We start from the raw sequence: 16736 nt of genomic DNA on the forward strand, positions 1-16736 counted from the left end.
GAAAATCCCCCCTATAAGTCTTTCACCTTACTTATTTCTCTATTCAGTTCAAAAGTCCTTGTTTATTTTGAAATTATTTGTTCCCTTTTTAGTTTTCGAATATTTTTCTTCATTCGGCGAAGGGTGTAATAGTAGGCAAAAGCCAACGGTATACAGGAGCCAAACCAGGCGGCCGGGCTGGCAATAGTGGCACCCCAGAAGCCCAATGTATCCACGAAACACAGACCAACAATGGCCCTCATCACCAGCTCCATAATTCCCGCAAAGGTTGGTACAAAGCTCTGTCCCAGTCCCTGCAGGGTATTACGGTAAATAAACAGCAGTGCCAACACAATATAACAAACAGAAGTGGTTACCAGATATACCTGCCCCAGCTCAATTACCTCAATCTCCCCGGCCCCCACAAATAGCTCCATGAAGTTTGGTCCAAAGATAACAATGAACACTCCCACCAGGATACTGAAGGCTCCGGACATGAGAATGCACTGATTAACCCCCTTTTTTATGCGGGCAAATTTTCCTGCGCCATAGTTCTGCGCCGTATATGCCGCCATGGCAATACCAAAGGACATCATTGGCATCAGGGCAATCATCTCAACCTTCTGGGCTGCCGCAAAAGCTGCCACTGCCACAGGCCCCAGGCGATTCAGGGCCATCTGCACAATGATGGTTCCCACGGCAATAATAGAAGTCTGAAAGGCCATCGGCAGGGCAATGACCAGATGCTTCTTCATAAAGCTCCAATTAAGATACTGCCAGTCCCGACGGCGAATTATCAAATGAGGAACCTTTTTCCAAATATAGGTAACCACAATTACGCCACCAATAAACTGAGACACCAATATGCCGTAAGCAGCTCCTGGTATACCCCATTCAAAGACAAGAAGAAACAACGGCTCCACAATAATATTAATAATAAGGGCTGTAGCTAAAATGTAGGTTGGTGCACGACTGTCTCCCAGTGCTCTTATGAGATTTGCCTCCAGCATGAAAACCACTGTAATTGGAATACCGGCACAGACAATGGTAATAAAATCCACCGCCCCCTCCAGTATTTCCGGTGGCGTATCCATAAATACCAACGCATCCCGGGAAAAGACATAGCCGATTACTGCCAGAATAACGCCAACCACCAAGCCCAGCACCAGACAGGCGGCAGCACTGTGATGAACTCCCTCATAATCCTTGGCTCCAAAGCGCTGACCAGTAAATATGGAAAGTCCTGATGACAGGCCTATTATAAATCCAACAGTAAGGAACATGATACAGCCGGTACAACCGACTGCGGCCAGGGCTTCAACCCCCAAAAAACGCCCCACTATCAGGGTATCAACAAAGCTGTATAATTGCTGGAAAATATTTCCGCCAATTAAGGGCAAAGTAAAAAACAATATTAACTTCGCAGGACTACCTTCGGTTAATTTTTTTGTCATTATAAGACCTTACTTTCTATGATTATCAATAACCCAGATACTGAGTCACCATACTTCTGAGCTTTTCCTGCATATAAATCACGCTGTCGCCCAAAGCATCTGCATTGGGACGGAGCTTATTCATATTAAAGCTCTGGGGCCGATTTGTACGGAAATCCGCCGGTGCAGGAATGACCTCCACTCCTTCTTTTTCAAAATTCAGCACAGATCGGTCCATGTGAAAGGCAGAGGTTACCAAAATTGGCCTGTTCCAGCCATGGTTTCCAATAATTTCACAGGTGTACAGGGCGTTTTGCCGTGTATTAAGACTCTTATCCTCAATGAAGATTTTATCCTCCGGCACCCCCAGAAGCATCAGCTCCCTACTGGCAATATGAGCCTCGTTGCCGCTGTCGTCATAAACCTGGCCACCGCTGACAATAACGGGAAGTCCAGTCTTTTTATACAGCTGGGCCACCAAGGCCATACGACTAGCCGCCGCCCCTGAAAGAGAGCCTTCACCATCTAATGCGGGGGTACCGGACAGGGCCCCGCCCCCAAGCATAACGATACAATCACCATCAAGTCTGTCCGGCATGACATACTTATTTTCCAAAGAACCAATAAGCAGTCCTGAAACCCAGAAGGTGGACAGCAAATAAAATACTATCGTTACCGCCCCGACTATGGAAGCAGCCCTTTTCTCATTTTTCCGCCAAAGCCATATTCCCATGACCAGGAATATTAAAATAAAAATTCCCGGTGGCATCAAAAGGCTGGCACCAAATTTTAATATATAAATCATAATGTGCTCCGGTATAAACTTTAAGAATAATTTTATGGGCAGGGGGCTGCTGAGTTGAACATTGAGTCCCAGTACGTTAAGAAACTTTTTATTGCTATACCTTGATTATAGTGGGAAAAATCATCTGTTTGAGCGACGCGAAGCTGGTCCTTTAGGGCGAAGCGAGTTATGATTTTTGCCACTATATAAGAGCAAGAAAAAGTTTTAGTGCTGGGACGGCGTGAAACTCAACAGTCCCTTGCCTATAATTTTTTCCCTTTTTTATAGGAAAAATTTGAACAACTACGTTATGTCGAGAAAAACCTATACCTCGACGAAACGTCAATAAAGAATATTTTTCCCCTAAATAGAGGAAAAATTTGAACAACTACGTTATAATATACCATAAGTGAGATAATATGGTTATCATATTGTGTAATAAAGGAGAGAAAGAACTATGCAGACATTAACAAGCAACATTGTGAAGGCCGAGAACAAGGCAGGCGGCAAGGGTACCATCACCATTGAAAAGCTCCTGGGAGAAAAGGAGCTTGGTGGCAACGACATGTTTGCCAAGGTTACCATTCCACCTGGATGCTCCATCGGTTTCCATGAGCATCATGGCAACGCTGAAACCTACCACATTCTTCAGGGTGAGGCTCTCTACAACGACAATGGCAAGGAAATGACCATCGGTGTAGGCACCACCACTTACTGCCCTGATGGAGAAGGCCACGGCATCGAGAATGCCTCCTCCGGCGATCTGGTATTTATGGCTCTGATTTCCAAGACCCTGTAATCCATTGCCAAATTCATATTAAAACTCAAAGCCCGCTCTGCACACCGCAGAACGGGCTTCTCTATTTGCGTAATAGCAACGGGCAGATAACAGTTGTCTGTCGCAAGAACAGGACTCTAAAACTATTTTTTACAACTATTGTAATAGCAATAAAAATTATAACTCGCGTCGCTCAAACAAATAATTTTTATCACTAATGCAGGAATGTAAAAATTAGTTTCTTAACGCGACCTGTTCAACCGCTCCAATCAACTGCCATCTGCCCTTTTTATTCACCGCTATTTTTCTTCCTCAATCAGAGGAATCATCAAAATAAACTTGGTACCCTTCCCCAATTCACTGTCCAAAGAAATGCCAATATCGTGATTGTCTGCAATCCATTTGGCAATGGAAAGTCCCAGCCCGGTCCCCCCCGGCTGTCCTGCAGACTTTGTTCTGGAGCTGTCCACACGATAAAACCGCTGGAAAATCTTTTCCTGGTCCTCAGGAGCAATGCCAATGCCGTTATCCGCAATTTCCAGACACATATAATGGGGCATTTCATGGCTATCAATGGTTATAGTACCACCCTCAGGTGTGTATTTTATACCATTTTCGAGGAAAATACGGATAAGCTCCTTCATAATAACCTTGTCGCCCATTATATAGCCTTCCTCGTTGCGCAGCAGCTCCACAGTATGATTGGTGGCAGTCAGCTTCAGCTTCTTATAAACATCCTCCACCAGCTCGCTGAGCTCCAACGGAACTTTGTTCACAATCTGGCGGTTCTGGTCAACCCTGGCCAGGAACAACAGCTTTTCAATAAGCTCCTGCATGTCCTCTGCCTCGGTTTTTATGGCATTAATTCCCTCGTCCAGAGTAGCCGCATCAGATTGTCCCCAACGGCTCAGCATGTCTGCATAGCCCTTAATTACCGTCACCGGGGTACGCAGCTCATGGGATGCATCAGAAACGAAACGCTGCTGCATTTTAAAGCCTTCCTCAATGCGGTCCAGCATCCTGTTAAAGGTAGTGGCCAGCTCCGTCATTTCATCATGGCTTGGAGGCACCTCCATACGGGTACTTAAATCACTTACCTCTATGGATTGGGCCGTGGCAATAAAATCTCTGAGAGGCCTGAAGGCACGCTTTATACCCATGTAAACGATCAGCACCACCAACAAAATTCCTATTACACCGCCTAAAATAAGACGCTCCTGCATTTTGGCCAGCATTGGCCGCTCAGCAGTAATAACGCGGCTGAAAATCAGGGTATAGTGACGCCCCTTGTAGTCCATAGGCACCTCATGATAGTAAATCATAAAATGCTTCAGCCGTACCAGCTGGTATTTGTCGGAAATCCAAAACATTTTGTCATCCGTAAAATTTTCCCTAAGCTTATCCACCGAAGCAAAATGCCTGTCAGTGTCGTATACGATTTTGCCATTCTCATCGGCTACCCTCAGCACCACTCCCGGAAGCAATATTTCCTCAGTGGCCTCATGGGGCTTTTCTGCCGCCTGGCTCATGAATTGCGGGTCATTCATTTTATCCAAGGCTATTTCCACACTGATGGTCATTTCTGTTTCTGCCTGATGGTAAATTATGTAATACATGCCGATAACCGAGGCCATACAAGCACAGCCCAACAGAATGGTGATCACTGCGGCATACATGAGGGTAAGCCGGGTAGAAATCTCCCACTGCTTAGGATAATTTATAATTTTTTTCCAGAGACTAGTCTTTGACGACATAGCCTACCCCCCGCATGGTATGAATGTATTTCTCGTTAAATTTATCGTCCAGCTTGGCCCGCAGATAACGGATATAAACATCCACCACATTGGTGTCTCCCATATAGTCATAGCCCCAGACCTGGGAGAGAATCTGATCACGGGTAAGCACACTACGCTTGTTGCGGATAAGGTATTCCAAAAGGTCAAATTCCTTTTTGGTCAGCTCCACCAGCACATCATCCACCATAACCTCGTGGCGGGCTATATTCATGGTGAGATTCTTCAGCTTCAGCTCCTCCCCATTGGAAGTCTCCACTGAGTGTTCAGGGGCAGTATGCTTTCTGAGAGCCACCCTCATGCGGGCAAAAAGCTCTGGAATGGCAAAAGGCTTGGTAACATAGTCATCGGCACCGATATCCAGACCCTGAACCTTGTCATTAACATCATCCCGGGCTGTAAGCATAATAATCGGCACATCCGAAAGCTCCCGTACCTTTTTGCAGATTGTGAGGCCATCCATATCCGGCAGCATCACATCCAGCAGCACCAGATCAAAGTCGCCCTGAATAATGCGCTCATAGGCACGGCTGCCGTTGGATTCCGTCTCAGTTTCAAAGCCCTCATGCTCCAGCTCCATTTGCAGGAAGCGGGCAATGCGGTTCTCATCCTCCACGATAAAAATCTTTTTTCCATCTGCCATATTTATACCTCTCTAAATATCAACTTATTTAACGTATTTCTGACGGAACATTTCAATAAAATGCTGACAGCTGCTGGAAAGAGTGCGACTCTTCAGCCAGGATACAACAGTATGGGTATAGATTTCTGCCTCCTCAAGGTGCTTGAATACGATATCATCTGAGCGCATCAGACTGCGGGCAGATAATGGAACCAGGGAAATGCCGATACCCCGCTGAGTCCACAGCATGTTCTGAATCTGGCTGTCACTTACACTTAAGATGTTCGGCTCAAATTTTGCCTTCTGACAATGGGACATAAAGGCGGTTTTCCAGCGAAGAGGCACCAGAAGTGGCTTGTCCTTCAGGTCCTGAATATGGACAAACTCGTTCTTGTCATCGTCACAGAAGCTCTTATGCATAGCCAGAACCAGCGGCTCATCCGGAAGGATAATGGACTCATAGGAGGCATTATCCACCTGGGTACGGGTTATGGCGATCTCAATTATATGGCTGTCAAGGAGCTCCAGCATACGGGCCCCCTCCCCCTCCCATACCTGGAAGGTTACCAGAGGATACCTTTTGGTGAAGTCCTCCACCAGCTCCGGGATAAGCATGGAGCCTGATGAGGTAATGGTACCCAGCTTAATGGTTCCCGCCACGCCGGAGCCAATATCAATAAGCTCCCTCATAGTGCCGTCCACCATGCCTAAAATGTGCTTAACCCTGGAATAGAGAAGCATTCCCGCATCAGTAAGACGAATACGGCGGCTGCCACGCTCAAAGAGCTTTACCCCCAAAGAAGTCTCCAATCGCTTCATTTGACGGCTGAGAGCCGGTTGGGCCACATTCAGGCGAATGGCCGCATGACTGATATTGCCTTCTTCAACGATGGCGTAAAACGCCTGCATGTCTTTAATTTCCATAGAATCATACCTTCCGCAGTATATAATATATTACATATATAATATACTTTTATACCGAACTATGCAAATTTATTCCAAAAATATTTCTTTTCCTGCACAAAATGTTATAGTTACATGAACATTTTCATCAAAAACCGTAAAATCTGCCATTTTACCGACTTTTATGGAGCCTAAATCCTTTTCCATGCCAATGGCCCTGGCCGGGGTTATGGTGGCACATTCAACGGCCTGCCATACAGGAATATGAAGATTTTTGGCGTAGTTGTATAGCCCCCTATCCATGGTAAGCACACTACCGGCGATGGTACCATCCTCAAGAACAGCCCTTTGCCCAGTGACAAAAACCTTCTGGCCCCCCAGCTCTGATTCCCCATCCCCAAGGCCGCAGGCCCGCATGGAATCAGTAATCAGGGCTATCCGTTCTTTGCCCTTTATTCGGTGAGCTATACGCTGAGCTCCTGGAGCCACATGAATATTATCCGTTATCAGCTCACAAAAAGCATCAGAATCAAAGGCGGCTCCCACCACCCCAGGATTACGGTGGTGAAGCCCCGTCATGGCGTTAAAGAGATGTGTAATATGGGTTGCTCCCTGATCATTAATGGCATTTATGGCACAGTCATAATCCGCCGCTGTGTGTCCTAAAGAGACCCTGATTCCGGCATCACGGCATTTGCTTATGAAATCACTGCCAGCCGGCAGCTCCTCAGGTGCGATGGTTATGAGCTTTATTACATCACTATATTCTTTTATCAGCTTAAAATCGGCCTTTCTGATATGGGATGCCTTCTGGGCACCCTTATGGCTTTCACTGATAAATGGACCTTCCATATTTGCCCCCAGAATTCTGGCCCCGTCCCTATAGGATACAGCCTGGCGCACCAGCTTTAGTGCCTCATAAACCTTGGGCATATCATAGGTCATGGTGGTGGGCAGCATGGAGGTTACTCCCGTAGAGGCCTGAAACACAGTCATCCGACGAAGCCCCATTTCCCGACAGTCCATTGTATCCGAGCCTACACAGCCGTGGATATGAAGATTTATAAATCCGGGGGACACATACTGTCCCTGGGCGTAATAGACTTCCTCGAAGGAACTTCTGTCCCGCTTATCAAATTCTGCTTTGTCAATTATTTCAAGTATTCTGTCCTCGAAGATAACAACCTTATTCCGCTCCACCCGAAAGTCGCCATTTGGTCCTGGGGTAATCAGTTTGCCATTAACAATTGCCTTCATATTTTCACCTTAATTTTTACCATATTATGTTATATAATTAAATTCATCATTGAGTTAGCAAATAATATAATTAAAATATATCACGATACAGGAGGATTTTCTATTATGAAGGGATCTGAAATTCTTGCCCATGTGGACCACACCTTGTTGAAACCCACCGCAACCTGGGAACAAATCAAGGAGCTGTGCCAGGAGGCCATTAATTGCAAAACCGCCTCTGTTTGTATTCCTGCCAGCTATGTGGCACCGGTTCATAAGGAATTTGGAGATAAGCTCAATATCTGTACTGTTATTGGTTTTCCTTTGGGCTATGACAGCAAGGAAGCAAAAATCACTGCCGCTGAACAGGCCATAAAAGATGGTGCAAAAGAAGTTGATATGGTCATCAATATTACAGATGCCAAAAATGGAAGCTTTGAAAAAATCACCGGAGAAATCGTTGAAATCAAAAAGGCTGTGGGAGATAATATCCTGAAGGTCATTATCGAGGCCTGCTACCTTACAGATGATGAGAAGAAGTCACTCTGCAAATGTGTTACCGATGCCAAAGCAGATTTTATAAAGACCTCCACCGGATTCGGCACCGGGGGAGCCACCCATGAGGATATTAAGCTCTTTGCCGCCCACATTGGTCCAAATGTAAAGATGAAGGCCGCAGGTGGTATCCGCACCCTGGAGGATATGAAGCAATACCTGGCTGAGGGCTGTGAGCGCATCGGAGCCAGTGCCGCTGTAGGGCTTTTAAAGGATAAGATGGATGCAGAAGTCTAATAAAAGTGGCAAGGTCGTTACCTATAGCACGAATCCATCGCTAAAATTTTTTCTTATCCTCATATAGTGAAAAAAATTACAACTCGCTTCGTCCTTATAGGACTTCGCTCAGACAAGTAATTTTTTCCACTAATGCATAAGTACGATAAGAAAAAATTTCTTTACGCTCTGGCTTCAACTGCTCTAGGCAATCGACCTCGCCCCTTCCTTAAACAATAATCCAACAAAAAAGACAGGTAAGAATTCTGAGGTGGTCTCAAAACTCTCTACCTGTCTTTTTAGTATTCATCTTAATCTAAGGTTGGGTGAGCCTTTACGTAATCTACCGGACGGCTCCAGTCCACATGAACCTCAGTGTTCTCCCACAGTCTGGTGAGCACGGTCTGGAAGCTCTTTACATCTGCCAATGGATCAAAGGTCTCCTCGGTGAAGTCCAGCAGGGACTCGTGAGGCACTTTAATCACATGCTTTTCGCTGAGGAACTTCTCAGCATCAGCCACAGCCTTTTCATCGTCCAAAAACACCTTTACGGTTTTAGCCTCAGTATCATATTCTACCCAGCCATTAACACCGCGGCAGCTTACAGCTACGCTATATATTTTATCTTCCATTTTGTTTCTCCCTTAAAATTTATTAAAAATTAACTATTCACATTGACGTTAATATTATACTACAAAAGTCAATTTTGGCTAGTATTAATTCAGCTTTGAATCGGAGGTATATACTGCCACCTTCTTAAAGTAGCGATCATTTATTTCCATTACCTCCTGGGCCGGCATACGGTAAAATTTTACACGACCTGCCTCCAGTGGCTTTGGCAAGCCGGAAGGCTTGGAAATCTCAATCCAGCGATATGGTGCAGGATTGCCCTCCTCATCCTCATCATAATACAAGGTGTCCTCCGGACGAGGCTCCTCTGTGCCATCGCACATTGGGAAATTCAGCTTAATCTGCTCGATAAACATAAGGCAGGTTTCCTCTGACATATCCAAGGTCCCTTCCTTGGTTTCATCATCACCATTGTAGGCTGCAATAAAAATAGCCTTGCCCCAAATAATCTGATCGCTGTCGGCACCAGGGAAGCGACGGTTTGGCTTCATTCCCAAGGCTGCTGCCAAGTCATTAACCAGAATAAACAGGGAAATTCCGGGCTGAATCTGGAAAAATTCCACAGCACCGTAGTTGCCCTCCAAAGTATCCTTGATGGCCTCATCATGGGGGCCGTGAGCTGCCGGAAGCTTGATAATAGACGGGTCCTTGCCTGGTTCAATCAATATGGCACGCATCAACTGCTGGTTACTCATCTTTGTTTATCTTCCTTCCTAAATTTCAGCTTATTTTGGTATTTTTTCTACATATACAAATGTATCTACTTTGTATGCTATTTTATATATAGTAACTATAATTTTACCACACTATTCTTTAATCTTACCCACCTTTTAACCATTTTGTCAAGTCTTGTTATTCCTATGAACCTATGGTATTATACAGCTAAAGAGGGATAATCTTCTTTGACCGTAGCTTCCATTCATCGTCTAGCCGACTCTTTTTCATAAGGGAATCTGATTTTGTGCAGCAGATGCTGGATCGTCTCCGAACGAATAGCAGAACCTGTTACTTAGGATACCCACTTTAACATACAGGTTTAGCCTGTTGGACTACGGCATATGCGGACCCCGCTTTCGAGGAGCTGTTACTTCGGTAGCAGCTCCTTTCTTGTTTTTATTTGGTTAATTATTGTTATTATCCTGACTGTTATTCTTTTTATTGTCCTGGGACATACGGCGGATAGCCTCCCGCATCTGAGCCACATTTTCCTCCATGGAAAGCTCTGGGAAAAATGCCCGTACAGCATAAATCTGTTCTTCGTTGTTATTGGCAACCACCACGCTGACCCGGTCACCCATAATGCGCTTCACCTGGTGCATAACCAGACGCAAATGATCCGAATCCGTCAAAAGTATATATTTATTGGCAATATCACTATGGGCTGCATTGACGATTTCCTCAACTGATGGTCCTGAAGGATCGCTGCCGTCAATAATAACCATGGCCCCGGCCTCTTGAAGCTTCTGGGCCCATTCATCATTTTCCGCAACAGTCAAAAGGGCCTGTGGCATAATACAAGCCTGCTGTACCATGGCCATGGCATGAGGCTCTGCCATAATATTAATATGGATCTCTCCCACATGGCCCCAGGCAACGGCACGCTCCAGAATAGTACCGGGGTGCTCGGAGTGAACATGAATAAATATGGTCTTAAAACGACGTTCCACCACAACAAAGTTGCCAATCTCCTGAAGCTCTTTTTCGATAAGAGGCACTGACAGCTTGGGATTTGCCACCAAAAAGCTGACGCAGTACGGACGGGCTTTATCATTCATAGGACTTACAATTCCCCGGGACTCATACATTTTCTTTCCCACATCAATTGGAGGTAAATTAAGATCTCCCTGGAGCCCCTTTAAACAGCCCTCCAGAAAAACCTGTAAAATCTGCTCACCACAATCCTTATGGGTGGATTTATTTTCGTTGCTGGCCTTAATGGCCGCCAGAAGAATATCACTGATATGCTTGCCTGATTTCACAGCATCATGGGCACCCTTGGCCACCACCTTTGAGGCCACAATTATAGGACGGTTCTTTTCATCCGGCACAGCCTTCTGGGCGTAAAGAATACCATACTGGAAGGCCTTGCCAAACTCCTGGGAGGTAGCAGTGTATTTTCCTATAAGACCCTTGGCAATACCTCTTAAAATCTGGGAAACAAGAACTCCCGCATTTCCACGGGCACCCAAAACAGACGCGTCTGCAACGCGCCTGGCCAAGCCGCCAATACTCTCATTTACCGCTTCGGTTAAAGGGATCACCGCCGCCCCCATGGTACGCAAAACATCGGAGCCCGGCTTGCCGGAGTAGAAAAATGCAGAGGATTCTTTTACGGCATTTATATTTTCAAACTCGTTGAGAAATTCCCCATAAGCACCCAAAACCATGCGCTTATAGTCACTTCCCGTTATCATTTCTCCTATATTATCGTTATCAATCGTATCCGCCATTTTTAACTAATGCCTCCATAAAGCATAGTAACTTTGTTCTCTCATAAAAATCATATATAACTCGGTGAAAAATGTCCACCATCTCACCGCTATTCTGAAAGGAATATTCTCCCTTTTTCAAAATGTAAAGGAAAAATTAGAACAAATGCGATATAATGTAATTATATTGTGCAAATCCAAAAAAGGAATCTACTTTGTTATTCGCGAAATAATCAAATAAACCTTTTTTATCACCTTTAAATTTTGAATAAATGAGGACAATACAATGGCAAAATCAGTCACTAAAGAGACTAACAAGGACACCAAAGAGATTGCAGAATCCAAGGTAACCACCAGAAATACCAGAGCTGGCAGAGCAACCAGAAAATCTGCCGCTCCACAGTCTGTTGAAATGCCTGAACCAGTTGAGAATATGGAAGCAGCTAATGAAATCGAAATGCTTTCCCAGATGGAAGAAGCAGCAGAAGCTGATGCTACCGAAGCTGCAGAGGGCACCAAAAAAACCAGAAAAACCACCCGCGGTAAAGCTACTAAAAAGCGGAGTACCAAAAAGAAAACTGCCGAGCCGAGGAAGGAACGGAAGGAGCGCATCTTTGCTCTGGATATCGGTACCAGAAGCGTTATTGGTATTGTAGCCGAGAAGGAGGCCAACGGCCTTAAGATCGTGGCCACTGAGCGTCAGGAGCACAAAACCCGTGCCATGCTGGACGGGCAGATTCACGACGTGCCACAGGTTGCAGCCATTATAGACAATGTAAAAAAGGCACTGATAAAGAAAACCGGAGCCCTTAAGAGTGCTGCCGTAGCAGCAGCCGGCCGCGCCCTTTACACCATGACTGCTGATGCTGACATGGAAATCAACGGCATTATTACCCCGGAGCAGGAACGAGCGCTGGATTTTGCCGGTGTTCAGGCTGCCCAGGCCAAGCTGGCGGCTTCCAAGACAATTGATGATCCAACCAAGTATTACTGTGTTGGTTACAGCACCATAAAATATGATTTGGACGGTACCCAGTTAAAGACTCTGGTTGGACAGCGTGGACGTATAGCCAACGCTACAGTTATTGCCACCTTCCTGCCTCGTCAGGTTATTGACTCCATGCACTCAGCTCTCCAGGCTACCAAGCTGGATATGCGGGCACTTACTTTGGAGCCAATTGCCGCCATCAACGTACTGATTCCTCCTACCATGCGCCATCTGAACCTGGTGCTGGTGGATGTGGGCGCTGGTACATCAGACGTGGCCATTACCAAAAACGGCTCTGTAATTGCCTATGGCATGGTACCACAGGCTGGTGATGAGGTCACTGAAGCCATTTCCCAGCGATTCCTACTGGACTTTAACGTTGCCGAGCAATTAAAGCGGGATGCTGCCCACGGCAAGGATGTTCATTTTACTGATATTCTGGGGGCAGAATACGATCTTTCCGCCAAGGATGTGCTGGATCCGGTTCTGCCAAACATCAAAAATCTGGCAGATGCCATTGCCAAGCAGATTATGGAGCTGAATGGCAGCGATCAGCCGCAGGCCGTTATTATGGTAGGTGGCGGTTCCCTGACTCCACACCTTGCTGATTATGTGGGAGAAATTTTAGGACTGGCTCCTGGCCGCGTGGCAGTGCGCCATCCTGAGAAGATTGACGGAATCAATGAAATCCCGGATGAACTGAAGCTGCCGGATGCAGTTACTCCATTGGGTATTTTGAAGGTAGCTGCCCTTACTTCCCTGCATTTCTTAAAAATATTCGTAAATAATGACGAGTACAGCCTCTTTAATTTCCGTGAGCTCACCGTTTCAGACGCCCTTTTAAATGCTGGTATTCAGCTGAAAAAGATGAATGGCCGCCCGGGGCTGGGTGTTATGCTCACCGTTAATGGAGAAAATAAATTTATTCCAGGAACCATGGGAACCATGGCCCAGCTGAATCTTGATGGGCGTCCTGCTACTTTGGACACTGTGGTTAAGGAAGACAGCCACATTGAGATTATTCAGGGAAAGGACGGCACCCAGCCAGAGGTAACCATTAATGATGTGCTGGAGATTCCGCCTTCCTACACTGTTTATATAAATGGTGAGGAACGTCATATTGATGCCCAGTTCACCATCAACGGCCAGCCGGCAGGACCGGGGCAGCTCCTTAAGGATGGGGATATTATTACCAGCAAGGATACCCGCCTGTTGGGTGAAGTGCTGAATTCCCTTAATATGCCACCTATGGGCCGTAAGATAAAGTATACCCTTAACGGCAAGGAGTCCCAGTTCACTGTGTCCCCTACAATTTTGCTGAATGATAATCCTGCAACCCTCTCCACAGAGGTGCATGAGAATGATTATATTGAATACATTGAATCCGAGGAACCAAAGCTGGGTAATGTGCTGAACGTGTCCGAGCTGGATGCAACTCTGGTTATCTACTACGAGGGCCAGGAGCATAAGATTCCTTCAGCCACTGTTTCTCTGGAGGTAAATGGACATCCTGCCAGCACCGGAACCATTATTGAGGACGGAGCTGAAGTACGTTACATGAAATCTCTCAGGGCAACCACTACCATTAGTGATGCTCTGCTGGCTGTAGGCTTTCAGCCACCTGCTGCTTCCTCCAGAAAGACCTTTACTCTTCTGGTAAACAACCAGCCGGTGAACTTCACCGATCCTATTAAGAACGGTGACACTCTGGAGGTTATTATTTCCGATATAGAGGCCCATCACAGCTCTGCAGTCGGAAATGCTGAAAAGAGTGCCGCCACCGCAGCTGAGGCCCCTGCAAAGCCACAGCTGGATGCCAACGGCATGCCTGTATCCCCAACTGAGGGCAGCTTTACAGCACCCCCAATGACTGAGGCAGCAAAACGGGATCATGAGCGACTGGCAGACAAGATCAACAGCATTCCAGGACTCAGTGCAGCTCTCAACAGCTCCAGAAACAGCACCAAGAGCCCTTTCCTGGATGATTAATATTTAGAATATTTTTTGATTTTTTGATGGAAAAATTTAATCAAATACGTTATAATAAGGAATTGAGCCCGGGCGTAGTTCATTGGTAGAATGGAAGCTTCCCAAGCTTTAGAGGGGGGTTCGATTCCCCTCGCCCGCTCCAGAAAGAAATTTAGGCCCTATGACAGAAAATGTCATAGGGCCTTTTGTGTGCCAGACATAAGCAAAAATTTCAAAATCTACTCTGAGCAGGTGAATGAGAGCGAAAAAGAAAAATGTAGCTGATATTATCAAAAATAATGTATAATAAGTTGAAGTTAATTTCATTGAAAACATTTTCAACTAAAATCTGATGGGCAGGTGAATACGATGAAAGAATTTATTGGTCGTCAGCGTGAACTTGATGCTCTTGATAATATTTGCAAAAGGGAAGGCTTCCAAATGATGGTGCTTTATGGTCGGCGCCGGGTTGGTAAGTCTACATTGCTACAGAAATTCATTGAAGGAAAGAAATCAATATTTTATACAGCTGTGAGAAGCAGCAGTCAAAGGAACCTTAAACTTTTGAGTGATTATGTTGTTGAGGCTTTGGCACCAGAAATGCAGGGCATTAGCTTTGATTCATACGAGCAATTATTTCATTGGATAGGTGAAAAGGCCAAAAATGAACGAATCATATTTATAATTGATGAGTTCCCTTATATGGCTGAGCAGGATAAATCGCTGCTTTCAGTGCTGCAGAAGTATATCGACAGAGAATGGATCACAGGAAATATGTTCTTTATCCTGAGCGGTTCTTCAATCAGTTTCATGGAAGATGAAGTATTAAGCGAAAAGAGTCCTCTGTTCGGCCGCAGGACATCACAGTTAAAATTAAAAGCCTTCAACTATCGGGAAGCAGCAGAATTTGTACCAAAATACAGTTTTGAAGATAAGGCTGTTGTATATGGTGTTACTGGTGGTATAGCCAAGTATCTGGCTATGTTTGACGATGGATTATCATTGGATGATAACCTTAAGAATCTGTTTTTCTCCGACACAGGATATTTGTATGAGGAGCCTAATAATCTTCTGACACAGGAGTTTAAAAATGTAGCTCTTTATAATGCCATCATTGAAGCTGTAGCATCCGGCAGAAACAGAATTGTCACCATTGCTGACCTTACACATATGGAAAAGACCCAGGTTTCTCACGCAGTAGCGAATTTGGTTAGTACAGGAATACTCAGTAAAGACTATGCCATTACTGATGAGAGCAATAAGCGTAAAGTCCAGTATGTATTAGCTGACAATATGTTCAGGTTTTGGTATCAGTTTGTTTCTCCGAGCGTTAGCATGATTGACTATGGACGTGGAGATGTATATTACGAAAATGTGGTAAAAAATAACATTGCCCACTATATGGGGAGTGTTTTTGAGGATATGTGCCGTTACTTTACCATGTATGCAGGTTGTACTGGTGAACTGGCTTGTATGGTAATGAAGGTCGGAAAATGGTGGGGCACTAACCCAGCCAAAAAAGAAGAAACTGATATTGATGTAGTAGGTATTGATACTATTGGAAAACAGGCTATTATTGGTGAATGTAAGTACAAGAATGAATTATTGGATAAGAGTGTCTTTGAACAGCTGGAAGAAAGAAAGGACTTGCTTAATAAAAAGTATCAGGTAGTCCAATATCTGCTTTTCTCCAAGAGTGGTTTCTCTGACTGGGTTAAAACTAATGCACAAACTAAAAAAATATTTATGGTGGATTTGCCACGACTTTACAAATAAATTGCAAAAATCCCCGCTATGGGCTGTGACCATACAGCCTTAGCGGGGATTTCCTTTTTTATTCTTTATTTACATTATTATCTTCTTTAGAGGCAGTGTCGCCTGTAGCTTGAAGCTCTTGTTTAGCATTATCACCCTCAGGATTTTTCTTTCTCTTTACAAAATAATAACCTATTCCACCTACTGCCAAAACATCCGGCAAATATGGACAGTTCTGATCCATCCACGTCAAAGGATAAGCTATAACACCTACAATGATCATGGAAACCAACCCTGCTCCAATTAGTGTGCCGTACCAGCTTTTCCATACAGCACCATCACCGCCATATATATAGACGAATTTATTTCGCCACCACAATGTAATAGCAATAGTAAGAGCAATCCAAACTATAAATGTCCCACCTATCAGCAACTTAATAAGCATTTTTTACATATCCCCCTTCTGATTCTTGGGCATTAACTATAAAATATAGACCCTTATACCCCATAAAATAACATATTTCACATTTTTATAGGTTCCCCCTGAGGACACAAATTATACAAACATCTCAATCGTATAGATGTTATCTTTTTTTACACATAATATATAATTCAAAATCGATTTAATCTGTTTATCGTTTTATCTAAAACTTCTTTATAAATGTTC

At 44.8% G+C, this 16736-nt stretch carries 14 protein-coding genes; 4 read left to right on the forward strand and 10 right to left on the reverse strand.

All coding sequences use genetic code 11. The features are described 5' to 3' along the window. Positions 1-62 precede the first annotated feature (62 nt). Positions 63-1433, reverse strand: a complete 1371-nt coding sequence (locus tag ACKI5G_RS10460) for an MATE family efflux transporter (RefSeq protein WP_407400154.1) — start codon at positions 1431-1433, stop codon at positions 63-65. A 25-nt stretch (positions 1434-1458) separates the two neighbouring features. Further along, complete coding sequence (locus tag ACKI5G_RS10465) at positions 1459-2217, reverse strand: YdcF family protein (protein ID WP_407400156.1); 759 nt, start codon at positions 2215-2217, stop codon at positions 1459-1461. 436 nt (positions 2218-2653) lie between these two features. Here ACKI5G_RS10465 and ACKI5G_RS10470 point away from each other — a divergent pair, with 436 nt between their 5' ends. Next, positions 2654-2995, forward strand: coding sequence for a cupin domain-containing protein (locus ACKI5G_RS10470; RefSeq protein ID WP_276838979.1), 342 nt, complete (start codon positions 2654-2656; stop codon positions 2993-2995). Between the two features lie 278 nt (positions 2996-3273). Here ACKI5G_RS10470 and ACKI5G_RS10475 read toward each other — a convergent pair whose 3' ends face one another. The 4 genes from ACKI5G_RS10475 to nagA form a co-directional block, all read right to left on the reverse strand. Continuing rightward, positions 3274-4728 carry a sensor histidine kinase gene (locus ACKI5G_RS10475; protein ID WP_407400158.1) on the reverse strand — a complete coding sequence of 485 codons (1455 nt, stop codon included), beginning with the start codon at positions 4726-4728 and terminating at the stop codon, positions 3274-3276. Beyond that, a complete protein-coding gene (locus tag ACKI5G_RS10480) occupies positions 4712-5410 on the reverse strand; it encodes a response regulator transcription factor (protein WP_407400160.1) in 699 nt (232 codons plus the stop codon). Before ACKI5G_RS10480 ends, ACKI5G_RS10475 begins: the two co-directional genes overlap by 17 nt. Positions 5411-5434: 24 nt before the next feature. Further along, entirely contained in the window at positions 5435-6313 is an 879-nt protein-coding gene (locus ACKI5G_RS10485; RefSeq protein ID WP_407400162.1) for a LysR family transcriptional regulator, read from the reverse strand. Between the two features lie 69 nt (positions 6314-6382). Continuing rightward, a complete protein-coding gene (gene nagA, locus ACKI5G_RS10490) occupies positions 6383-7549 on the reverse strand; it encodes an N-acetylglucosamine-6-phosphate deacetylase (RefSeq protein ID WP_407400164.1) in 1167 nt (388 codons plus the stop codon). A gap of 105 nt (positions 7550-7654) precedes the next feature. Here nagA and deoC point away from each other — a divergent pair, with 105 nt between their 5' ends. Further along, positions 7655-8320: a deoxyribose-phosphate aldolase gene (gene deoC, locus ACKI5G_RS10495; RefSeq protein ID WP_407400166.1), complete on the forward strand. Its 666-nt coding sequence runs from the start codon at positions 7655-7657 to the stop codon at positions 8318-8320. Positions 8321-8610: 290 nt separating this feature from the next. On the opposite strand, the gene ACKI5G_RS10500 is transcribed toward deoC, so the two are convergent. The 3 genes from ACKI5G_RS10500 to ACKI5G_RS10510 all read right to left on the reverse strand — a co-directional run bounded on the left by ACKI5G_RS10500 (position 8611) and on the right by ACKI5G_RS10510 (position 11379). Next, positions 8611-8931: a hypothetical protein gene (locus tag ACKI5G_RS10500; protein WP_407400168.1), complete on the reverse strand. Its 321-nt coding sequence runs from the start codon at positions 8929-8931 to the stop codon at positions 8611-8613. A gap of 84 nt (positions 8932-9015) precedes the next feature. Beyond that, complete coding sequence (locus ACKI5G_RS10505) at positions 9016-9624, reverse strand: hypothetical protein (protein WP_039206935.1); 609 nt, start codon at positions 9622-9624, stop codon at positions 9016-9018. A gap of 426 nt (positions 9625-10050) precedes the next feature. Then, the gene (locus tag ACKI5G_RS10510) at positions 10051-11379 is read right to left on the reverse strand and encodes a DAK2 domain-containing protein (protein ID WP_407400170.1); all 1329 of its coding nucleotides are present in this window, start codon (positions 11377-11379) and stop codon (positions 10051-10053) included. A 448-nt stretch (positions 11380-11827) separates the two neighbouring features. Between ACKI5G_RS10510 and ACKI5G_RS10515 the strand changes: the two genes are divergently transcribed. Beyond that, positions 11828-14335, forward strand: a complete 2508-nt coding sequence (locus ACKI5G_RS10515; RefSeq protein ID WP_407400176.1) for a cell division FtsA domain-containing protein — start codon at positions 11828-11830, stop codon at positions 14333-14335. 348 nt (positions 14336-14683) lie between these two features. Then, entirely contained in the window at positions 14684-16090 is a 1407-nt protein-coding gene (locus ACKI5G_RS10520; RefSeq protein WP_407400172.1) for an ATP-binding protein, read from the forward strand. A 58-nt stretch (positions 16091-16148) separates the two neighbouring features. Here the strand turns inward: ACKI5G_RS10520 and ACKI5G_RS10525 are convergent, their stop codons facing one another. After that, a complete protein-coding gene (locus ACKI5G_RS10525) occupies positions 16149-16514 on the reverse strand; it encodes a hypothetical protein (RefSeq protein WP_407400174.1) in 366 nt (121 codons plus the stop codon). Between the last annotated feature and the right edge of the window lie 222 nt (positions 16515-16736).

Source organism: Anaerovibrio sp. (genome assembly GCF_045637405.1).
GTDB lineage: Bacteria > Bacillota > Negativicutes > Selenomonadales > Selenomonadaceae > Anaerovibrio.